This is a genomic window from Ruegeria atlantica (genome assembly GCF_013032505.1).
Taxonomy (GTDB): Bacteria; Pseudomonadota; Alphaproteobacteria; order Rhodobacterales; family Rhodobacteraceae; genus Ruegeria; species Ruegeria atlantica_F.
In genome coordinates this window covers 682,553-702,290 of record NZ_WQCG01000001.1, presented here as the reverse complement: position 1 = coordinate 702,290, position 19,738 = coordinate 682,553, and the positions used below count along the sequence as shown (strand labels likewise).

Below are 19,738 nucleotides of genomic sequence, written 5' to 3'. Positions count from 1 at the left end.
CTGGGTACTCGCATTGGTATGATTGAAATTGCGACCTCGAACGATTTCGATCCTGTTCAACTTGGTGCTCGGAATGGTCGGTCAAGAAGCAGGGGCCTCCGTTGAATAAATGAAATACGAGCATATCTGGGCGTTTGATCACAGCGCTGCAGCGAACCCCTGTGCAAACTCGAGATTTCAGAGCTGCTGGTGCCCAGCGATCACTCTGGACAGCAGCGCCGGATAGAGTACACCCCTAGCAACGCCGATTTGGCGATTGCTGAAGTATGGAAGAGGCAGGACAAATGAGCTTTGACTACGATCTTTTTGTCATCGGCGGGGGCTCGGGCGGGGTCCGGGCTGCACGTGTGGCTGCGGGCGAGAACGGAGCCAAAGTGGCTCTGGCCGAAGAAGACCGTTATGGCGGCACTTGTGTCATCCGGGGATGTGTACCGAAAAAGCTGATGGTTTTTGCCAGTGAGTTCTCGGGTATGGTTGGCGACGCGCAGGCCTATGGCTGGGACATTCAGTCCGGTGCTTTGAACTGGGACACCTTCCACGGCAAGCTGGTGACGGAACTGGATCGGCTGGAAGGTATTTATCGCAATATCTTGAAAAACAACGGCGTCGAAAGCTTTGATCAGCGCGCAACCGTAGTGGACCCCCATACGGTCGAGCTGGCTGATGGTACCCGCAAGACGGCCAAGCACATCCTGATCGCTACCGGTGGTCGTCCCGTAATCCCTGAGTTTCCGGGGTCGGACCTGGCGATCACTTCGAACGAGATCTTCCACCTCGAAAAACTGCCTCAAAGCATTTTGATCGTCGGTGGCGGCTATATCGCCAGCGAATTCGCTGGGATCATGAACGGGTTGGGCGTCAAGACCACTCAGTTCTACCGTGGTGCGCAAATCCTGCGTGGCTTTGATGAAGAAGCGCGCGGTCTGATCTGCGAAGAAATGCGTCAGAACGGCATTGACGTTCGCCTTGGCACCAATGTGCTAGAAATGACAAAAGTAGGCGACAAGATCCGCGTGAAAGCGACTGATGGCACCGAAGATCAGTTCGATGTGGTCATGTACGCCACCGGTCGCGCACCCAATGCAGATAATCTGGGCCTTGAGGCGCTGGGCGTGGAACGCGGTCGCAAAGGTGAGATCGTGGTGGATGAGTACAGCCAGACTGGCGTGCCTTCGATCTATGCAATCGGTGACGTTACTGACCGTGTGAACCTGACGCCGGTTGCGATCCGTGAAGGGATGGCCTTTGTGGAAACGGTGTTTAAAGGCAATCCAACGCCGGTCGATCACGAATTGATCCCAACCGCGATTTTCACTCAGCCGGAGTTTGGCACCGTGGGCCTGAGCGAAGAAGAGGCCGCAGCGCAGGAACCTGTCGAAGTATACGCGACTTCGTTCAAGCCAATGCAAAAGGCCTTTGCCGGTGGAACACAGCGCGTGCTGATGAAGCTGATCGTCAGTCAGGCGACTCGCAAAGTGCTGGGCTGCCACATTGTTGCGCCCGGTGCGGGGGAGATGATTCAGTTGGCGGGCATCGCGGTCAAAATGGGCGCAACCAAGGAAGATTTCGACCGTACAGTCGCCGTTCACCCGGTCATGGCCGAGGAATTGGTGACAATGCGGCAACCTGTACGCACTGCTTGATTTGCAACCGCGCGCACACAAGTTACAAGGGAACCCGTGATCACACGGTCCAACACAAGGGAATAGATACATATGGCGGGCAACAGCGGCGGCCCCTGGGGGGGCGGAGGCTCTTCGGGCGGCGGAGGAAATCGGGGTAACAACGGGGACGGGCGCAAGCCCCCCGAAGGCGACAGCCCGCAGATCCCCGAGATCGATGAGCTGATGAAAAAGGGTCAGGAGCAACTTCGTGTCCTGATGGGCGGTCGCGGCGGTTCGGGCCGCGGTGGCAATGGTCAGGGTTCTGGCGGCGGCGGTCCGATCTTTACCAAAGGCACGGTTCTTATCGGTGTCGTCGTGGCGGCGGTATTGTGGGGGGCGGCCAGCTTCTACACAGTCAAACCCGAAGAACAGTCGGTTGAACTGTTTCTTGGTGAATTCTCAGCCGTCGGAAATCCGGGTCTGAACTTTGCGCCTTGGCCATTCGTGACCGCCGAAGTCATCCCGGTCACGCGCGAACAGACCGAGGACATGGGCGGAGCTCGCGGAAGCGATGATGGCCTGATGCTGACCGGCGACGAGAACGTGGTTGATATCGACTATCAGGTCGTCTGGAATATCAACGATCCGGCCAAGTACCTGTTTAATCTGCGCGACCCGCGCCAGACGATCCGCGCGGTGTCGGAATCGGCTATGCGTGAGATTATCGCGCAAAGCGAATTGGCTCCGATCCTGAACCGGGACCGCGGTATCATTGCAGACCGTTTGCAGGAACTGATTCAATCCACAATGGATAGTTACGATTCAGGCATCAACATTGTCCGCGTCAACTTTGACAAGGCCGACCCACCACAAGACGTGATCGCGGCCTTCCGTGACGTTCAGGCCGCGGCACAGGAACGTGACCGCCTGCAGAATGTGGCGGATGCCTACGCTAACCGCGTCCTGGCGGAAGCCCGTGGTGAAGCGGCGCAGGTACTGGAAGAGGCTGAAGGCTATCGCGCGCAGCAGATCAACGGTGCACAGGGTGAAGCCAGCCGTTTCAGTGCGGTTCTGGAAGAGTACTCAAAAGCACCTGATGTGACCCGAAAACGTCTGTATCTGGAGCGGATGGAACAGGTTCTCGGTGACGTCGACAAGATCATTCTGGACGAAAACTCGACCGGTCAGGGCCAGGGCGTTGTGCCTTACCTGCCGCTCAACGAGTTGCGCCGTAGCCCTGCAGGGGAGAGCAACTGATGCGTAAGTCACCTATTATCCTTATTCTGGTTGTGATCCTGGGCGTCGTTGGCTTGTCTTCGATTTTCATCGTTGATGAACGTGAACGCGCGCTGGTTCTGCAGTTTGGTCGCGTTGTCGCAGTCAAGGAAGAGCCGGGTTTGGCATTCAAGATTCCGGTGATTCAAGAAGTCGTACGCTATGACGACCGCATCCTGTCAATTGACGTTCAGCCGCTCGAGGTCACACCTCTGGATGACCGTCGTCTGGTTGTCGACGCATTCGCGCGTTACCGGATTTCTGATCTGAACCGGTTCCGTCAGGCCGTTGGTGTCGGCGGTATCCCAGTTGCCGAGGACCGTTTGGACCGCATCCTGCGCGCCGAAACACGCGAAGTACTGGGTTCGGTTTCGTCCCGTGACATCCTCAGCTCGGACCGTGCGGCGCTGATGCTGCGCATCCGTAACAGCGCGATTGCCGAAGCGCAGGCGCTGGGCGTGAATGTGATCGACGTGCGTTTGAAAGCGACCGATCTGCCTCAGGCCAACCTTGAGGCCACATTCGACCGGATGAAAGCGGAACGTGAACGCGAAGCGACCGACGAACGTGCCCGTGGTAACGAGGCGGCGCAGCGCGTGCGTGCGCAGGCAGACCGGACCGTGGTGGAGCTGGTATCTGACGCCCGACGTGAGGCCGAGATCATTCGCGGTGAGGCAGACGCCGAACGCAACGCGATCTTTGCCGAAGCCTATGGCGCAGACCCGGAGTTCTTTGAATTCTACCGCTCGCTCAGTGCGTATGAAAACGCACTGCAGGGCGGAAACAGCTCGATGGTGCTGAGCCCGGATTCCGAGTTCTTTAACTACCTGAAATCGCCCACCGGGCAGGCTGGCCGGTAATGGGCCTGATCCTTCTGGCTTTCGGGCTAGTATTGATTGTCGAGGGGCTGGCCTATGCGCTGGCCCCTTCGCTTATTGAGCGTATGCTAGAGGCGCTGCGGTCACTACCCGAGCAGGCCCGGCGGTTGGCCGGTTTGCTGTGCGTGGTCAGTGGTCTTGTGCTGCTATGGGGCGCATATCAGGTCGGGTTTTGACGTGGTGACCTCACTTGCAGGTGATTTCCCTACGATCCCGAGTTGCGGGCAGGGACAAACCGACTACATTGGTTCCTGAGAAGATTTGCCCAAGGGCATTTTGACGAGACTTGTTGACAAGGAGTTCCCAAGTGCAGGCACAAGCACGCAGTATTTCGGTCCGGCAGGACGAGGGTGTTGGTTTCATGCGGCTGATGTGGCTGGTTCTGGTGGGGATGATGCTGGTTCTGGCTCAAACCGTCTCGGCGCAGGCGCGAAGCGAAAGCCTTGCACCACTTGCCGAGCAGATCAGCCCGGCTGTCGTCAATATCACGACATCAACCCTGATCGAGGGTCAAACGGGACCACAGGGCATTGTGCCCGAAGGGTCTCCTTTCGAAGATTTTTTTCGGGATTTTCAGGATCGCGACCGAGGCGGTGATGGCGATAACCGACCACGTCGCAGCAACGCGTTAGGTTCGGGATTTGTGATTTCCGAAGACGGTTACATCGTCACAAACAATCACGTAATCGCCGAGGCCGATGAAATCCTTGTGGAGTTCTTCCCCGGCGATGGCCAGCCTGCCAAGGAACTGCCTGCCAAGGTGATCGGCACAGATGAGAAAACCGATATCGCGCTGCTCAAAGTCGAGGCTACAGGCCCGCTAAAATACGTGCAGTTTGGTGACAGCGACATCGCCCGTGTCGGAGATTGGGTTATTGCCATGGGCAACCCGCTGGGGCAGGGTTTCTCGGTTTCTGCCGGGATCGTGTCGGCTCGGAATAGGGCGCTGAGCGGATCGTACGACGACTACATCCAGACCGACGCAGCGATCAACCGGGGCAACTCGGGCGGGCCGCTGTTCAATATGAATGGTGAAGTGATCGGCGTGAACACTGCGATTTTGTCGCCTAATGGCGGCTCAATCGGGATCGGCTTTTCGATGGCATCCAATGTCGTGGTCAAGGTGGTCGACCAATTGCGTGAATTCGGTGAGACCCGACGCGGCTGGCTGGGTGTACGTATTCAGGACGTGACGGAAGACATGGCCGAAGCAATGGGGCTTGAAAAGCCGGGCGGCGCACTGATCAGTGATGTTCCGGATGGCCCTGCCAAGGATGCTGGTCTGTTGGCTGGTGACGTGATCCTCAGCTTTGATGGGGTCGAGGTCGAAGATACACGCGGTCTTGTGCGTCAGGTTGGCGAGACGACGGTTGGTAAATCTGTGCGCGTCGTCGTGCACCGCGATGGTGGCACGCAGACCGTTCTGGTCACCTTGGGACGTCGCGAGGATGCCGAGCGGGCCGAACAGAGCGACGAGGAAACTTCGGAAGCGCCAGCGGACGAAAACGCAGACATTCTGGGCCTGACCATTTCGCCGCTTACAGACACGCTACGCACCGATCTTGGTCTTGAAGAGGACGCAGACGGGCTGGTTGTCACCGAAGTGGATGAATCCTCGGAAGCGTTTTCCAAGGGTCTGCGCGCCGGTGACCTAATTACTGAGGCCGGGCAGCAAAAGGTGACGTCGATTGAAGATCTGGAAGCACGCATGGAAGAAGCGCATGAAGCTGGGCGTAAATCGCTGTTGTTGCTTGTACGCCGCGGCGGAGACCCACGGTTTGTCGCGCTGACTCTGGACGAGTAACGCATCCCATCAAACTCTCTAACAAGGTCAGGGCAATGCTCTGGCCTTTTTCAATTCTACGTGACGCTGAAAGTAACTGAGCCACACGCCGGGGAGGCGTGTGGCTCTGGTACAGGGAGAGGTCAGTGGACAGATATCGGGGATGATTCTCTGACCTCCTACGGTAACACCTAAGACATTAGCTATTTTGGCATGCGTCGTATGTGAAGGAGGTCACAAGTCAGATCAGGTCAGATTCCGCCAGCTCTTTCAGGGCGTTGAAATCCTGGATCATCAGCCCACCGCGCGACGCCTCGACAACCTTGTCCCGTTTCCACGTGGAAATCGTTTTGGATACCGCCTCGCGCGTGGCGCCGACGAACTCAGCCAGCTCGCTTTGGGACAGGGTAATACGCATGGCCGGATCGTCCTGAAGGGCGGACAGATGCAGCAATTTGCGGGCCAGACGAATGGGCATTGGCAGAAACACCTGTTCGTTCAGCTGTGATCCCATCCAGCGCATGCGCAGTCCCGCCAACCGGATCATATCGACCGCAAGATCGGGATGCTGTCTGATCTGGTCCATGACGTCACTGCGGCGCACGCGCAGAACTTTCGATGGCTCGGCCGCCGCAATCGTCGCTGTGCGGGGCCCGCTATCGAACAATGCGATTTCACCAAACACTTCGCCCGGTTTCATAAGGGTCAAAGACAGCTTTCGCCCGCTCATCGCAAGAAAGGAAACCTCAAGCGTGCCTTCCGAAATCACATAGAGCGCATCGCCTTCATCCCCTTGCTCAAACAACACCTGTCCCTGGTTCAGGGAAATCTCGGTCGCGAGTGATGAAAGCATCGCCCTGAGACGGTCTGATGCCTCGGACAGAAATCCGCTGTTTGGGAGTGCTGTCATGTGGTTGAGCGGTCCCCGGCTGCTGGTTTTGAGTGGTGACCCAATGTTCCACAGCCGGGCTATTATTCCAAGGTTTTTATTGGTTTGCCCATACGCCCGTCGTTTAAGGTCTCAACATGAACGCAAACGTATTGGCTGTGCGGCAAGCCACGCTACTCGCCTATTGGTGGTCGGGGTCATCCATGTAGCGTTGCAGCAGGCTGAACTGAAGCATCAGAAACGCCATCAATGCGATTGGAAAGGCGAAAGTTTCGATCTTGACCCACAGATCCGTCGACATTGTGCGCCAAACAAATTCGTTGGCAACGGCCAAAACTGCAAAGCAGCCGCATAGCCGGCGGGTCAGGATCATCCAGCCCTCATGGCGCATCGGCAGCATATCCTCGAGGACATAGGCCAGGTAGGATTTCCCTTGTAGCAGTCCAATTCCCAGGATGGCCGAGAAGAAGCCATAAACCAGCGTTGTTTTCATCTTGAAAAACCGCTCGTCATTGAACCACGCGGTCAGGCCACCGAAGAAGATGACCATAAAGGCGGTGAATATCTGCATCCGGCTGAGTTTGCCGGTCAGGTACCAGAGGATACCCATGGCTGCCAGCATCAGTGGTACAAAGATGATCGTGGCAACGATAAAGCCGGAATACTCGATGCCGCCAATCAGAAAACTGTCGTCACGCAGGCGTAGGTAGATGAAGAAGAAGGCCAGCGGGGGGCCAAGTTCCAGCACTTGTTTCAGAAACGGATTGATTTCTTTTTTGCCTGACATGTCGGTTCCTTGCTGCCTATCCGCCCATTTCAACTATTACGGCGCCCAATGCAATCAATGCCATCAGGGCGACCCGTCTTGGCCCCACCGTTTCTTTCAACACCAGCCACCCGATCAGCGCTGCAAAGACCGTCGAGGTTTCCCGCAGAACTGCCGCTTCGCCGACCTTGTCCAGCCTTGTGGCCAGCATGATTGCTCCGAAGGACATAGGCGCGATGATGCCACCGGCCAACCCCCGCGCCATCAGGGGACCAATCGCGGGTCGGTTTATCATGGTTCGCCATCTGAGGAAGGCGTAAATCGGCATCGCAAACCCATCGATCATGAAAAACCAAGCCAGAAAGGTAAACGGATCGGCAGTGGCGCGAATACCATAGGCGTCATACGTGGTGTAGAGGGCCACGAACAGCCCGGTCGCGATTGCCAGCGTCAGCGCCATACCCAGTGTTTCGCGGTTGGTTTCAAGATACCGTAAATTGTAAGCGGCTAGCCCGAAAATGCCGGCCAGCAGAACCAGAACACCGAACCATTGGATGCTGGTAAAGGTTTCGCCGAACAAAAGATATGCGCCGATGACCGTGAACAGGGGGCCAGTTCCGCGTACCACCGGGTAGACGACGGTGTATGAGCCCTTGGTATAAGCCATGGCCTGAAGGACCTTGTAGGCGATGTGGATTAGCCAGACGACCGCGAAGATCGGCCACATATAGGGTTCCGGCCAGGGCACAACGAAGAAGGCGAACGGGGCGGCCATCAGGCAATAGCAGGCGTCGATTGCGCCCCGGGATAGCCATGGATCGTGACGGCCTTTTTGTAACGCGCCGAAAACTGCATGCAGGAAGGCTGCCATCAAGGCAAGGCCAAGGGCCAGATGGTGGCCCGCTTCGGTGCCTTCGAGAGAAATTAGCCAGTCGCTCAAATGTCAGTCTTTCCGCTGGATGGAGAGGTTGGGGGTCTTCCACCCTAAGACCCCCGGAAGATACTTGGGGCCAGATGAAGGTGCGGATCAGCTTTGGTCGAGGCCGGTGAGGGCGGCTGCGAATTCTTCGGGGTCGAATGGGGCCAGGTCGTCGATTTGCTCTCCGACTCCGATGGCATGGATCGGCAGGCCGAACTTGTCGGCCAGTGCAACCAGCACGCCCCCCTTTGCGGTGCCATCGAGTTTGGTCATGACCAGCCCTGATACGTCGGCGAGGTCGCGGAAAGTCTGGACCTGGCTCAGCGCGTTCTGGCCAGTGGTGGCGTCCAGTACCAACAGCGTGTTGTGCGGGGCGGTCTCGTCAACTTTGCGGATCACCCGGACGATCTTGGCCAGCTCTTCCATCAGGTCCGAACGGTTTTGCAGGCGGCCGGCGGTATCGATCATCAGCAGGTCCGCGCCGTCCTGCTGGGCGCGGGTCAGCGCATCAAACGCCAGCGACGCAGGATCAGATCCTTCGGGCGCAGTCAGAACTGGCACACCTGCACGTTCGCCCCAAACTTGAAGCTGTTCGACAGCGGCGGCGCGGAATGTATCTCCGGCCGCGATCACGACTTTTTTGCCGGCCGCTTTGAACTGGCTGGCTAGCTTGCCGATTGTTGTGGTTTTGCCGGACCCGTTCACGCCAACGACCAGCACGACTTGCGGGCGTTTGGGGTAGATGGGCAGCGGCTTGGCCACGGGTTCCATCACGCGGGCGACTTCCTGGGCCAATAATTGCTTGATCTCTTGCGTAGACAGCTTTCGGCCCAGCCGTCCCTCAGCCATGTTTGAGGTTACGCGCAGGGCGGTGTCCACTCCCATATCCGAGGCGATCAACAGCTCTTCCAACTGCTCCAACATATCGTCGTCCAAGGTACGGCGAACGACCGCCTTGGCTTCGCTACGCCCAAAGAAACGCCCGAGCATACCTTTGGATGGTGCGTCTTCGGGTGGGGGTGGAGCAGGTGTTGGGTCGATGGGCGCGGGTTCTGGCGTCTCGACAGGTTGTGGTGCGGGCGCAGGGTCCGGCGTTTCCGGCACAGGTTGTGGAACTTCTGGAACCGGTTCGGGCTGCGGCTCGGGCTCGGGGATAATGGGGGCGGGGGCGGCAGTTTCCTCGCCACCGTCTTCGACGATGGCGTCCAGCCCCTGTTCGAGGCGGGACGAGGATTTGAACAGCTTGTCCTTTAGCTTTGAGAAAAACGCCATTTTTGGTCTCCGCAGGTGTTCCCCTCACCTAATGCGGATTTGCGGCAGTTGCAAAGGGTCACAAAAACGCAATCAACAGCCCGGCTTGCGCGCCCCAGTAAAGGACCCAGATCATGTAGGGCGTGAAGCGCAGCGCTGGATGATCGACGGGCAGCAAAAACTTCTCTGTCGCCAGGATGAGATCTGACGCGATGAAAGCCAGTGCGGCGGGCAGAGCCCAACGCAGCGCGCCTGCTTCGGGCACGGCGAGAACCGTTAGCCCCATACCAAGAATAATCGGAATATAGCATAGAACCGGAACCTTAAGATCTCCGGCGCGTGGGGCGAGGAGGGTCGCGGCCACGATCCCAAGGATGACCAGCGACCAGAAATAACCGGGTTTGCCCAGAATCAGGGCGGTATCACTGGCCGGGTAGCTGAGAAACAGGGCGATGTATGCCAAATGGCCCGCTGCAAATGCACCGATCCCAGCCATGAAGGTCGAATCCGTCTCACGCGATAGCAGTGCGTCGCCCAGTGCACACAAGGCCAACGCAAGGGACAAGAGCACGGGGGCGCCGCTTAGGACCGCCGTAACGGCCAAAAGTGCCACAGAGGCTGTCTTGAAGAGGGACCGCAGAGCGCTGGCAGGTCGTTGCGACATCGGCAAGTAGATCAGAGCACTCGCTGCAGCGATCCAGAAAAGAGCGGTCGTCATGAAGTTTCCCCCGGTTGGATTTTTTAGCAGCATCACCGGGATGGTCGCCGCAACTCAAGCGGTGACGTTAAGGCATCCGTGCGACGGCAGTTGTGTATTGGCGCGCCTGACGTGCATCTGGCAGAATACTCCTATGCTGAGATACCTTGCGATTCTATTGACCCTTGCCGCGCAGACGGCTGCTGCTCAACCAGCACTGACAGGGGCTGAATTCGACACCTACACGCGTGGAAAAACCATGTTCTACGGGTTTCAAGGAACGGTGTACGGAGTCGAGCGCTATTTGCCCAATCGCCGTGTGATCTGGTCGTTTCTGGATGGCAATTGCAAAGAGGGTGTCTGGTACGAAAAAGCGGATCAGATCTGCTTTGTTTACGAAGACCGGATTGATCCGCAGTGCTGGGTCTTTACCAAGTCTGACGGCGGGTTGATCGCCCTGTTCGAAGGCAACTCGGATGCCACTGAATTGTACGAGGCCGAAGACGTCAATGAAGAGATGGTCTGTCTTGGCCCCGAAGTTGGTGTCTGATCGTGTTTGCCTAGAAGAGTGAACCCTGATCCGGTGCATCTTTCTTTGCGGATCGTTTTGGCGTCGCAGATGAGGTCGTGGGCTGACCCGTGTTCAGCAAGCCATCCGCGAACTCGATTTCGAAGGCGCTGTGTTTTGACGCCTGTTTCTTGGTCGTCAGGACCTCGCCCCCAGCGCGAACGACGGCGTAGCCACGCTGCAGCGTCGCCTTATAGCTGAGTGTTTCACGCAGGCGATCGGCGGCGTCCAGTTGTTGCCGCATCCGATCCAGGCGTGTGGCCTGCGCTGCGTTCATTCGATCCGCCAACCTGTTGATATTCTGCCGTTGTTGTTCGATCTCTCTTTGGATCGGACGCAGCGAGAGGCGGGAGGATAGATTCCGCAACGCCTCGTTTCTGGTTGAAACGAGGGTACGCAATGTCGATGGGCGCAGATGGGCCGACAGTTCGACCACTTGCAAACGCCGGTTTTGAACGCCGCGGTTCAGGGCGGGTGTAAGTCTATCCGCAATCAAATCAAGGCGTTGACGCGGAGTGTTTAAAAGGCTGTCTGGGCGAGGCAACGCGCGGGAAAGGTCGCGAAGTCGTTGAGAACGCCTTTGAACCGCGTCCGTCGCGGCACGAGACAGACGCGCGCCTTGTTCGCCGGTCCAAGCCAGCAGTTCCATACGAACGGGAACAGCAAGTTCGGCGGCAGCGGTCGGTGTTGGCGCACGGCGATCCGAAACAAAATCGATCAGCGTCGTGTCCGTTTCGTGACCCACCGCAGAAATCAACGGAATATCGGATGCCGCAGTTGCGCGCGCGACGATTTCCTCGTTGAAGCCCCACAGGTCCTCGATGGATCCACCGCCGCGCGCGACGATGATCAGATCGGGCCGGGGTAGTGCACCGCCCGGTGTCAGTTTGTTGAAACCCTCGATCGCACGCGCAACTTCAGGGGCGCAGTTGGCACCCTGCACAGCGACAGGCCAAATCAGCACTTTGCGCGGGAAGCGGTCGCGCAGGCGGTGCAGGATATCTCGGATCACGGCTCCGGATGGTGAGGTCACCACGCCAATGATTTGGGGCAGGTAAGGCAGCTGTCGTTTGCGTTCAGGCGCAAACAGGCCTTCGGCCTCAAGCTGCTTTTTGCGTTTTTCCAGAAGGGCCATCAGCGCGCCCTGTCCTGCAACGGCAACCTCGTCGACGTTCAGGTTATATTTTGACTGCGCACCAAAAGCCGTCAGGCGGCCGGTGACCACGACCTCAAGACCTTCTTCCGGGACGACGGACAAGTTGGAAACCTGACCTTTCCAGGTGGTGCAGGCCAAAACATTGCGATCATCTTTAATGTCATAATACAGATGGCCCGAGCGCGCCTTGAAAACGCGGCCAACCTCACCGCGTACTCGGATTCGCCCGAACGCGCCTTCGAGCGTGCGTTTTACTTCGCCCGAGATGTCCGAAACGGAGTATTCAGGGGTGTTTTGGCCCGGGATTGGGTCATCAAGCAGGTCGGACATTTCAGCGCCTTGTGTCAAATGCCCGGCCAGCTTAGAACGCCCGGAAGGCGAGGCCAAGCAGATCGGAGACCTTCATGAACATCCTTATTCTCGGCAGCGGCGGGCGCGAACACAGCCTCGCCTGGGCTGTGATGCAAAACCCCAAGTGTGACCGTCTGATCGTGGCACCGGGAAATGCCGGGATTGCGCAGATCGCTGATTGTGCTGCGCTGGATATCGAGAATGGCGGTGCGGTTGTCAGCTTTGCCGAAGAGAACGCGATTGATTTCGTGATAGTTGGCCCCGAAGCGCCTCTGGCCGCCGGCGTTGCCGATCGCCTGCGCGAGGCAGGTGTGCTGGTCTTTGGACCGTCTGCCGATGCCGCGCAGCTGGAAGCGTCCAAGAGTTTCACCAAGGAAATCTGCGACGCTTCGAACGCGCCCACGGCGGCTTATGCTCGTTTCACCGAAGCTGAACCTGCCAAGGTCTATATCCGCGAGCAGGGCGCGCCGATCGTGGTTAAAGCCGATGGTCTGGCCGCAGGCAAAGGCGTGATTGTGGCAATGGATGAGAAAACCGCGCTGGACGCCATTGATGACATGTTCGGCGGAGCATTCGGCGGCGCGGGTGCCGAGGTGGTCATCGAGGAATTCATGGAGGGCGAGGAAGCGTCCTTGTTCGTGCTGTGTGATGGTGAGGACATCCTGTCCATCGGCACGGCACAGGACCACAAACGCGTAGGCGAGGGCGACACAGGTCTGAATACCGGCGGCATGGGGGCGTATTCGCCTGCACCCGTTCTGAGCACCGAGATTGAGGCGCGGGCGATGGAAGAAATCGTGCGTCCGACCATGGCCGAGATGAAACGCCGGGGCATGCCGTTTCAGGGCGTCTTGTACGCGGGCCTGATGATCAAGGACGACCAGCCAAGGTTGGTTGAATACAACGTCCGTTTTGGTGACCCGGAATGCCAGGTCCTGATGATGCGCCTTGGCGCGCAGGTGCTGGATTTGCTTCATGCTGCGGCCGAGGGGCGTTTGAGCGAAACGCAGGTTAACTGGGCCAACGATCATGCAATGACGGTTGTGATGGCGGCGCAAGGCTATCCTGGATCTTATGAAAAAGGGACCGCGATCAGGGGCTTGGACGCTCTTCCTGAAGATAGCAGTAACATGGTCTTTCACGCCGGCACCAAGACCTCTGAGGGGCAGGTGCAGGCAGCAGGCGGGCGCGTGTTGAATGTAACCGCCCGCGGCGAGACCTTGCAGAAGGCTCGGGATCGGGCTTACGCGATGGTTGAGGGCGTGGATTGGCCAGAAGGCTTTTATCGCCGGGATATCGGCTGGCGGGCACTGTGATCAGTTAACGAGGCAGGGTGCTTTGCCCCTTGGCCCGAGGCCTTACACCCCAAGTACATTATTGGACAGATCAGCAGGTCAGCGCGCGCTTTAGGCTTTTGGGGCCCGTAAAGGGGGCGAGGTCGGTTTCGGCCCAGCCGTTTTCGTATGAGACGCTGACTATGCGTTTCCAGTTTCCACTGGCAAGGATCAGTTCCGGAGTGCCGCTGCAATTGCGCAGGCCGCCGGAGATATAGTCCTCTCCAATGCGGTGATTTGTGAGATTAGGCAGAGACGCGATTTCGGTAAGCTCGCCGTCGGCAAAGCGCCAGATGCGCAGGGTTTTGGCCAAATGCGGGCGATCGACATAGGCGATCTCGACGTTACCGTCGCCGTCCAGATCGGCCGCGCCGACCGGCGCGAGCCAGCGATAGCGAGTGCCGATATGGGGCGTCGCGGCAATCTTTTCTCCGCGCGAGTTGTATATGGCCAGCTGAGCGCCTGTTTGATTGTGAGATTCGACGACGATGACCTCGCTTTTGCCATCCGCGTCTACATCTGCTAGCCGCGGGGCGAGGTCTTCAAATACTCTGTCGGGAGGCAGGCGAACGGTGAACACCTCATCGTTAACGGTCAGCTCTAGTGCGCCGTACTCTATATTGTCACCTAAAACCCCGTGGGCATAGCGTGTGGTGGGCTCTATGAAACGAGCGATTGTTATCGTGTCGGCAATTGATGGAGACACGCCTGCCAGCCCCGAAAATAGTGCCAGCAGCGCGCCGCGTGCCCGACGATGCCAGAGGCGTTCGGGTTGGCGCGGCGCTTTGGAGTGCATCAGATCTGCTTTTCCGGCATTTGAACGACCAGCCCGTCCAGATCGTCGGTGACCTTGATCTGGCAGGTCAGGCGTGAGCGGGCTGGGTCAGGCTCGTAGGCGAAGTCCAGCATGTCTTCTTCCATGTCATCCTTGGCCGGGACCTTTTCGACCCAGTCGGGGTGGATATAGACGTGGCAGGTCGAACAGGCGCAGGCGCCGCCGCAATCGGCCTCGATGCCGGGGATATTGTTGTCACGGGCCCCTTCCATGACGGTCAGGCCGTTGGCGACGTCGACTGTATGTTCGGTACCGCCGTGCTCGACATAGGTGATCTTTGCCATTGCGTGCGTCTTCCTTTTTCGCTTGTCGAATTCTTCCTTAGTGAAGGCATTTAGCTCTTTCCAGTATCATTTGCGACTCGTCACGCCGCCTATGGACTTTCCTTGCGTATGTTCTATTTTTGTTCTCATGATTGTGTTGTCTTCCCGCCCTGCATCTTCGGACCGGACCTGGCCGCGCCCGCCTGCATGCTTGCCCGCCAATCGGTTGGATGACCCGCCCGAAGGGGCGCTGGTGACCGTTGCGGGGCTGGTGATCCTACGGCAGAGGCCGGGCACAGCGAAGGGAGTGATCTTTGTCACGCTTGAGGATGAGACCGGCATCGTGAATGTGGTGGTTTGGCGCAAGATCTACGAGCAGTTTCGCCGCGCGGTGATCTCAGGGCGGTTGCTGAAGGTCACCGGTCGGATGCAGCGGGCGCATTCGGTGACCCATGTGATCGCTGAAGAGATCGAGGATATTTCGGGGATGTTGGATGTGTTGGTGCGGGGGGAGGCTGTATAATCTGGCAGAAAAGATGCACTAAAAATCGAATATTTGCATTTTGAAGGACCGTCGCAGAAACTGATGGACACAAGGCATCCTGATCGATGAACATTGAGCACCGTAATTGGTCCGAGGTTTCACGTGGCAAACTATTCCTACATAGGTTACTCGCCTGACGTCATATCGGTGACGGTGTTTGGTTTTGGTACAGTCACGCTGTCACCAACCTACGATCCCAGCACAGACCGGCGCGTATTCAATGTTGAGGACGAACCCGGGCCACCGCCGCTTATCAACGGTGACCCTGACAATGGTACGGATTTCAATGGAGACCGTTTCAACAACGAAATCGGGGATGACCTGACCCAACAAGGTCTTGTTACAGATCTGGACGGCAATCCAATTTCCGGCCTTACCGAAAACGGGAACATCTATCTTGAAGAGTCCTATGCGCTTGCAGATCCCGATGGCGGTACAATAACCGTATACAGGGTTGAAGTGGACGGCGTTCTTGCGGGTTACATAACCTCTGAACCGTTGGTGCCGGGCGTTGCTTACGATTCTACCCCGTCAAATGTGACACCGGACAACGCGCCGGATACGACAGATCCGGATGCAATCGTTGACGTCCCTTGTTTCGTTCAGGGCACGCTGATCGGGACACCGTCAGGTGAAAAGGCTGTTGAAATGCTTGAGGTCGGCGATCTGGTTTTGACCGCTGAGGGGCAGGCTAAAGAGATCAAGTGGATCGGATCACGGTCGGTTGATGTCTCGCGTGCTGATAAATGCTATCTGAAGCCCGTTAGAATTGCCAAAGGAGCATTGGGCCAAGGATTGCCAGCATCCGACCTTTTTGTGTCGCCCAACCACCGGATACTTGTTTCTGCTGCCGGGCTGGAATTGCTTTTTGAGGATGCAGACGTTCTGGTACCCGCGAAGTTCCTGTTAGATCTGCCGGGGGTTGAGGTTGTCTCGGATTCTTGCCGTGTCGTCTATTACCACTTTATTTTCGACAAGCACGAGATTGTGGTGTCAAACGGCGCATATACGGAAAGTCTGTTTCCAGGGGATATCGCGTTAAAGGGCATGGCGCATGAAGCGCAATTGGAACTCGCTGAAATCTTCCCTGACATTTTTGAAAGCTTGCCGTGGGGGTACGGACCAACCGCAGCGAAGGTCCTCAGAAAACACGAAGCTGCAATGGTGATTTCGCAATACATGCGGTAGGTCTTCAAGTCGTTTCACCGTTTGAACAAGACCCCCTGCGATTGCTTGTCCCGATGGTCTCCACGTAACTCGGCATGTAGCGCGCGTCCGGCCTTAACGCCGGGGCGGTCGCTAAGCGTTTCGAGCCAGCGGGTAAAGTGGGGTTTATCGTCTAAAACCTGCTGCTGACCCTCCCACAGGCTGGCCCAGCCCCAGATTGACATGTCGGCGATGGAATAGAAATCGCCCGCGACGTATTCGTTTTCAGACAGCCGACGATCCAGCACCCCATACAAGCGTGCAACCTCCGACCGGTATCGGTCTTTGGGGTAAGGCAGGTCCTGCGGCGGGTCCAGTTGCGGCGCGTACTTCAGGAAATGATGCGCCTGACCAGCCATCGGGCCGACGCCGCCCATCTGCCACATCAGCCATTCCTCGACTGCGATCCGGTCACGCTCGGTGTTGCCGTAAAAGCGACCTGTCTTGCGGGCCAGGTACATCAGGATCGCGCCGCTCTCAAAAACCGAGATCGGTGCGCCGTCGGGCCCGTCGGGGTCGACGATTGCGGGCATGCGATTGTTGGGGGCGATTTTAAGGAACTCGGGGTCGAACTGATCACCCTTGCCGATATTGATCAGGTGGGTGGTGTAAGGCAGCTCCATCTCTTCCAAAGCGATGGATGCCTTCCAACCATTCGGCGTGGGCCAGAAATACAGATCGATCATAGTGCCTCCTTAGGTTGACGAAATCATGATGTATTCTGAGCAATCGGCAAGAGGCGGTTACGAAAGCGTGACACATGGCAAGCGGACTTGACGGCCAAGGACGCGCGGCGTATTTGCGTCGCAGAAGCTACGTGGCGATTTGTTACCGGATTGCGGGCCACGCTAAACAACACCGCTAAAAGGTCAGGATGAAAGGCCCCTTTCGCTTGACCGCGTCTGGGGTTTTTTTGTTGCCCTTGCCAGACAAGGGTCGAGAGGAATGAGATGAGCGAGAGCTGGAACAAACGCACCCAAGCCGTCCATGGCGGCACCCGCCGTAGCCAATATAACGAAGTCAGCGAGGCGATCTTTCTGACGCAGGGCTTTGTGTATGAGACTGCCGAGCAGGCCGAAGCACGGTTCATCGAGACCGGCCCGGATGAGTTCATCTATGCTCGCTATGGCAACCCGACCGTTTCCATGTTCGAACAGCGCATTGCGGCGCTGGAAGGCGGCGAGGATGCCTTTGCAACCGCGTCAGGTATGGCTGCGGTGAATGCGGCGCTGACCTCGATGCTGCAGGCTGGCGATCATGTGGTGTCGGCCAAGGCTCTGTTTGGGTCCTGCCTGTACATTCTTGAAAACATCCTGACCCGCTATGGTGTAGACGTTACCTTTGTCGACGGCACCGATCTGGGGGCCTGGAAAGCTGCCATCCGGCCAGAGACCAAAGCCGTCTTCTTTGAATCCATGTCAAACCCGACGCTCGAGGTGATCGATATTTCTGCGGTTGCCGAACTGGCCCATGCGGTCGGTGCGGTCGTGATCGTGGACAATGTCTTTTCCACGCCCGTCTTCTCGCGCGCAATCGAGCAGGGTGCAGATGTTGTCGTCTATTCCGCGACCAAGCACATTGACGGGCAGGGGCGAGCTCTGGGTGGTGTCATAATTGGTACCAAGGACTTCATCCGGGGAACGGTTGAGCCCTACCTTAAGCACACTGGCGGTGCGTTGAGCCCGTTCAATGCGTGGATCATGCTGAAGGGGCTGGAAACGATGGCTCTGCGCGTGAACGCGCAGGCCGAGACGGCGCAGACCATTGCCGAAGCTCTGGAGGGGCATACGGCGCTGGAACGCACGCTCTATCCGGGTTTGAAGACCCATGCGCAAAACGCGTTGGTGCAAACCCAATTGGGCGGTAAAGGCGGAACGGTCCTTTCGCTGGATATCAAGGGCGGCAAGCACGCGGCGTTTGCGTTCCTGAACGCGCTGACGATCCCCGTCATCTCGAACAATCTGGGCGATGCCAAGTCAATCGCGACACACCCCGCAACGACTACGCATCAGCGTCTGAGCGACGATCAGAAGGACGAATTGGGCATCACACCGGGCTTGATCCGCTTTTCCGTCGGTTTGGAGGATGCGGGCGACCTGCTTGCAGACATCAAACACGCGCTGGACGTGTCGCAACGTTAACTTGCCGCAGCGGTTTACTGAAAACCGGGTCGAACCTAGGTGAAAATGACGTAAGTCATGCGTTTTTCGCCGAATTTCGATCCGGGCTGTGTTTTTCAGCGTATAAAGCTAAACTGGAAAGCAAGCCGAGCCCGAATAATGTCCGGCGACCAACCGAGGAACCCGATCGATGAACGTGCACTCCCGCGACATTGAGGATATGCCCGACAATGACGAAGCCGCAGCCGCGTTGAAGACATTGCGCAAATGGGCCGAGTCCGCGACCGAGGCCGAGATCAGCCAGCTTGACCCGGCAATTGCGCGTCTTGTTCCTGGTCTGGTGCCCGTAAACTATCCGTCTCTGTCGCGCGAGTACCCAGAAGGCTTTACCGTTGACAGTGCGTATCGCGCGACCTTGCCGGATCTGCAGAATGGCCCGTCCAGCCTGATCCGGGGCGCCAAGCAGCAAATCCAGCATGTTGGTATCTCGAACTTCCGTCTGCCGATCCGATTTCACCGCAAGAATGGCGATGATCTGGCGCTTGAGACCTCGGTTACTGGCACTGTCAGCCTTGATGCTGAAAAGAAGGGCATCAATATGTCCCGGATCATGCGCTCGTTCTACAAGCACGCCGAACGGACATTCAGCTTTGAGGTTATGGAGGCCGCGCTGGATGACTACATGACCGATCTGGACAGCTTTGATGCGCGCATTCAGATGCGGTTTTCCTACCCCGACCGGGTGCAAAGCCTGCGGTCCGGTCTGGAGGGGTACCAGTATTACGACATCGCGTTGGAGCTGGTCGAACAGGGTGGTGTGCGCCAGAAGATTATGCATTTGGATTACGTCTATTCCTCGACCTGCCCCTGTTCGCTGGAGCTTAGCGAACATGCGCGTTCGACGCGCGGACAACTGGCGACTCCGCATTCTCAGCGCTCAGTAGCTCGGATTTCGGTTGTGGTCGATTGCGACACAGATTGTCTGTGGTTCGAGGATCTGATCGCCATTTGCCGCCGTGCTGTGCCGACAGAGACTCAGGTAATGGTCAAACGTGAGGACGAGCAGGCCTTTGCCGAACTTAACGCGGCCAACCCGATCTTTGTCGAAGATGCAGCCCGCCTGTTCTGTGCCGAGCTGCTGGCCGATCACCATATCGGTGATTTCCGTGTGGTCGCAAGCCATCAGGAAAGCCTGCACAGCCATGATGCGGTTTCGGTTCTGACCGAAGGTCCGACCTTTGTATCGCCCAGTCTTGACCCACGGTTGTTCACCACCCTGTTCCACGTCGGGTGATGGGC

Annotated in this window: 20 protein-coding genes and 1 riboswitch; of the genes, 11 read left to right on the top strand and 9 right to left on the bottom strand. The window is 57.6% G+C overall.

Annotated elements, in window-relative coordinates; genetic code table 11:
- The first annotated feature begins 284 nt into the window (after positions 1-284).
- The 5 genes from gor to GOW92_RS03425 all read left to right on the top strand — a co-directional run bounded on the left by gor (position 285) and on the right by GOW92_RS03425 (position 5,561).
- Positions 285-1,643, top strand: coding sequence for a glutathione-disulfide reductase (gene gor / locus GOW92_RS03445; protein WP_170558013.1), 1,359 nt, complete (start codon positions 285-287; stop codon positions 1,641-1,643).
- Positions 1,644-1,715: 72 nt separating this feature from the next.
- Entirely contained in the window at positions 1,716-2,861 is a 1,146-nt protein-coding gene (gene hflK, locus GOW92_RS03440; RefSeq protein WP_170558011.1) for an FtsH protease activity modulator HflK, read from the top strand.
- A complete protein-coding gene (gene hflC / locus GOW92_RS03435) occupies positions 2,861-3,739 on the top strand; it encodes a protease modulator HflC (protein ID WP_170558009.1) in 879 nt (292 codons plus the stop codon). The genes hflK and hflC overlap by 1 nt, the downstream gene beginning before the upstream one ends.
- Complete coding sequence (locus GOW92_RS03430) at positions 3,739-3,933, top strand: DUF2065 domain-containing protein (protein ID WP_170324515.1); 195 nt, start codon at positions 3,739-3,741, stop codon at positions 3,931-3,933. The genes hflC and GOW92_RS03430 overlap by 1 nt, the downstream gene beginning before the upstream one ends.
- Before the next feature lie 185 nt (positions 3,934-4,118).
- Complete coding sequence (locus GOW92_RS03425; RefSeq protein ID WP_170559324.1) at positions 4,119-5,561, top strand: DegQ family serine endoprotease; 1,443 nt, start codon at positions 4,119-4,121, stop codon at positions 5,559-5,561.
- Between the two features lie 220 nt (positions 5,562-5,781).
- Here the strand turns inward: GOW92_RS03425 and GOW92_RS03420 are convergent, their stop codons facing one another.
- From GOW92_RS03420 to GOW92_RS03400, 5 genes are all read right to left on the bottom strand, one after another.
- Positions 5,782-6,450, bottom strand: coding sequence for a Crp/Fnr family transcriptional regulator (locus GOW92_RS03420; protein ID WP_170558007.1), 669 nt, complete (start codon positions 6,448-6,450; stop codon positions 5,782-5,784).
- A gap of 160 nt (positions 6,451-6,610) precedes the next feature.
- On the bottom strand, positions 6,611-7,216 hold the full coding sequence (locus tag GOW92_RS03415) for an inner membrane-spanning protein YciB (RefSeq protein WP_170558005.1): 606 nt from the start codon (positions 7,214-7,216) through the stop codon (positions 6,611-6,613).
- A 16-nt stretch (positions 7,217-7,232) separates the two neighbouring features.
- A complete protein-coding gene (locus GOW92_RS03410; RefSeq protein WP_170558003.1) occupies positions 7,233-8,135 on the bottom strand; it encodes an EamA family transporter in 903 nt (300 codons plus the stop codon).
- A gap of 87 nt (positions 8,136-8,222) precedes the next feature.
- Positions 8,223-9,386 carry a signal recognition particle-docking protein FtsY gene (gene ftsY / locus GOW92_RS03405; protein WP_170558001.1) on the bottom strand — a complete coding sequence of 388 codons (1,164 nt, stop codon included), beginning with the start codon at positions 9,384-9,386 and terminating at the stop codon, positions 8,223-8,225.
- A gap of 58 nt (positions 9,387-9,444) precedes the next feature.
- Positions 9,445-10,083: a lysoplasmalogenase family protein gene (locus GOW92_RS03400; protein ID WP_170557999.1), complete on the bottom strand. Its 639-nt coding sequence runs from the start codon at positions 10,081-10,083 to the stop codon at positions 9,445-9,447.
- 133 nt (positions 10,084-10,216) lie between these two features.
- Between GOW92_RS03400 and GOW92_RS03395 the strand changes: the two genes are divergently transcribed.
- Positions 10,217-10,612: a hypothetical protein gene (locus GOW92_RS03395; protein WP_170557997.1), complete on the top strand. Its 396-nt coding sequence runs from the start codon at positions 10,217-10,219 to the stop codon at positions 10,610-10,612.
- A 10-nt stretch (positions 10,613-10,622) separates the two neighbouring features.
- Here the strand turns inward: GOW92_RS03395 and xseA are convergent, their stop codons facing one another.
- Positions 10,623-12,116, bottom strand: coding sequence for an exodeoxyribonuclease VII large subunit (gene xseA, locus GOW92_RS03390; RefSeq protein WP_170557995.1), 1,494 nt, complete (start codon positions 12,114-12,116; stop codon positions 10,623-10,625).
- Positions 12,117-12,190: 74 nt separating this feature from the next.
- On the opposite strand from xseA, the gene purD reads away from it, so the two are divergent.
- Entirely contained in the window at positions 12,191-13,453 is a 1,263-nt protein-coding gene (purD, locus tag GOW92_RS03385) for a phosphoribosylamine--glycine ligase (RefSeq protein ID WP_170557993.1), read from the top strand.
- A gap of 70 nt (positions 13,454-13,523) precedes the next feature.
- On the opposite strand, the gene GOW92_RS03380 is transcribed toward purD, so the two are convergent.
- Both GOW92_RS03380 and GOW92_RS03375 read right to left on the bottom strand, forming a co-directional pair.
- Positions 13,524-14,267, bottom strand: a complete 744-nt coding sequence (locus GOW92_RS03380; RefSeq protein ID WP_170557991.1) for an FG-GAP repeat domain-containing protein — start codon at positions 14,265-14,267, stop codon at positions 13,524-13,526.
- Complete coding sequence (locus GOW92_RS03375) at positions 14,267-14,590, bottom strand: 2Fe-2S iron-sulfur cluster-binding protein (protein WP_170557989.1); 324 nt, start codon at positions 14,588-14,590, stop codon at positions 14,267-14,269. Before GOW92_RS03375 ends, GOW92_RS03380 begins: the two co-directional genes overlap by 1 nt.
- Positions 14,591-14,717: 127 nt before the next feature.
- Here GOW92_RS03375 and GOW92_RS03370 point away from each other — a divergent pair, with 127 nt between their 5' ends.
- Positions 14,718-15,092 (top strand): OB-fold nucleic acid binding domain-containing protein, encoded by a 375-nt coding sequence (locus tag GOW92_RS03370; protein ID WP_170557987.1) that lies wholly within the window; start codon positions 14,718-14,720, stop codon positions 15,090-15,092.
- Between the two features lie 123 nt (positions 15,093-15,215).
- Positions 15,216-16,301 carry a Hint domain-containing protein gene (locus GOW92_RS25285; RefSeq protein WP_170557985.1) on the top strand — a complete coding sequence of 362 codons (1,086 nt, stop codon included), beginning with the start codon at positions 15,216-15,218 and terminating at the stop codon, positions 16,299-16,301.
- A 14-nt stretch (positions 16,302-16,315) separates the two neighbouring features.
- Here the strand turns inward: GOW92_RS25285 and GOW92_RS03360 are convergent, their stop codons facing one another.
- On the bottom strand, positions 16,316-17,005 hold the full coding sequence (locus GOW92_RS03360) for a glutathione S-transferase N-terminal domain-containing protein (protein WP_170557983.1): 690 nt from the start codon (positions 17,003-17,005) through the stop codon (positions 16,316-16,318).
- Positions 17,006-17,126: 121 nt separating this feature from the next.
- Positions 17,127-17,204, top strand: a riboswitch (SAM riboswitch).
- A 65-nt stretch (positions 17,205-17,269) separates the two neighbouring features.
- Between GOW92_RS03360 and metZ the strand changes: the two genes are divergently transcribed.
- Both metZ and folE2 read left to right on the top strand, forming a co-directional pair.
- On the top strand, positions 17,270-18,460 hold the full coding sequence (gene metZ / locus GOW92_RS03355) for an O-succinylhomoserine sulfhydrylase (RefSeq protein ID WP_170557981.1): 1,191 nt from the start codon (positions 17,270-17,272) through the stop codon (positions 18,458-18,460).
- Positions 18,461-18,629: 169 nt separating this feature from the next.
- On the top strand, positions 18,630-19,733 hold the full coding sequence (gene folE2, locus GOW92_RS03350; protein WP_170557979.1) for a GTP cyclohydrolase FolE2: 1,104 nt from the start codon (positions 18,630-18,632) through the stop codon (positions 19,731-19,733).
- Positions 19,734-19,738 lie beyond the last annotated feature (5 nt).

What these genes read in the sequence shown, in the direction of transcription:
- GOW92_RS03420 (WP_170558007.1), bottom strand. Translation starts at nt 6,450, where the DNA reads ATGACAGCACTCCCAAACAGCGGATTTCTGTCCGAGGCATCAGACCGT.
- GOW92_RS03380 (WP_170557991.1), bottom strand. Translation starts at nt 14,267, where the DNA reads ATGCACTCCAAAGCGCCGCGCCAACCCGAACGCCTCTGGCATCGTCGG.
- folE2 (WP_170557979.1), top strand. Translation starts at nt 18,630, where the DNA reads ATGAACGTGCACTCCCGCGACATTGAGGATATGCCCGACAATGACGAA.
- GOW92_RS03370 (WP_170557987.1), top strand. Translation starts at nt 14,718, where the DNA reads ATGATTGTGTTGTCTTCCCGCCCTGCATCTTCGGACCGGACCTGGCCG.
- ftsY (WP_170558001.1), bottom strand. Translation starts at nt 9,386, where the DNA reads ATGGCGTTTTTCTCAAAGCTAAAGGACAAGCTGTTCAAATCCTCGTCC.
- hflC (WP_170558009.1), top strand. Translation starts at nt 2,861, where the DNA reads ATGCGTAAGTCACCTATTATCCTTATTCTGGTTGTGATCCTGGGCGTC.
- GOW92_RS03395 (WP_170557997.1), top strand. Translation starts at nt 10,217, where the DNA reads ATGCTGAGATACCTTGCGATTCTATTGACCCTTGCCGCGCAGACGGCT.
- xseA (WP_170557995.1), bottom strand. Translation starts at nt 12,116, where the DNA reads ATGTCCGACCTGCTTGATGACCCAATCCCGGGCCAAAACACCCCTGAA.
- GOW92_RS03400 (WP_170557999.1), bottom strand. Translation starts at nt 10,083, where the DNA reads ATGACGACCGCTCTTTTCTGGATCGCTGCAGCGAGTGCTCTGATCTAC.
- GOW92_RS03415 (WP_170558005.1), bottom strand. Translation starts at nt 7,216, where the DNA reads ATGTCAGGCAAAAAAGAAATCAATCCGTTTCTGAAACAAGTGCTGGAA.
- GOW92_RS03425 (WP_170559324.1), top strand. Translation starts at nt 4,119, where the DNA reads ATGCGGCTGATGTGGCTGGTTCTGGTGGGGATGATGCTGGTTCTGGCT.
- GOW92_RS03375 (WP_170557989.1), bottom strand. Translation starts at nt 14,590, where the DNA reads ATGGCAAAGATCACCTATGTCGAGCACGGCGGTACCGAACATACAGTC.
- purD (WP_170557993.1), top strand. Translation starts at nt 12,191, where the DNA reads ATGAACATCCTTATTCTCGGCAGCGGCGGGCGCGAACACAGCCTCGCC.
- gor (WP_170558013.1), top strand. Translation starts at nt 285, where the DNA reads ATGAGCTTTGACTACGATCTTTTTGTCATCGGCGGGGGCTCGGGCGGG.
- metZ (WP_170557981.1), top strand. Translation starts at nt 17,270, where the DNA reads ATGAGCGAGAGCTGGAACAAACGCACCCAAGCCGTCCATGGCGGCACC.
- hflK (WP_170558011.1), top strand. Translation starts at nt 1,716, where the DNA reads ATGGCGGGCAACAGCGGCGGCCCCTGGGGGGGCGGAGGCTCTTCGGGC.
- GOW92_RS03360 (WP_170557983.1), bottom strand. Translation starts at nt 17,005, where the DNA reads ATGATCGATCTGTATTTCTGGCCCACGCCGAATGGTTGGAAGGCATCC.
- GOW92_RS03430 (WP_170324515.1), top strand. Translation starts at nt 3,739, where the DNA reads ATGGGCCTGATCCTTCTGGCTTTCGGGCTAGTATTGATTGTCGAGGGG.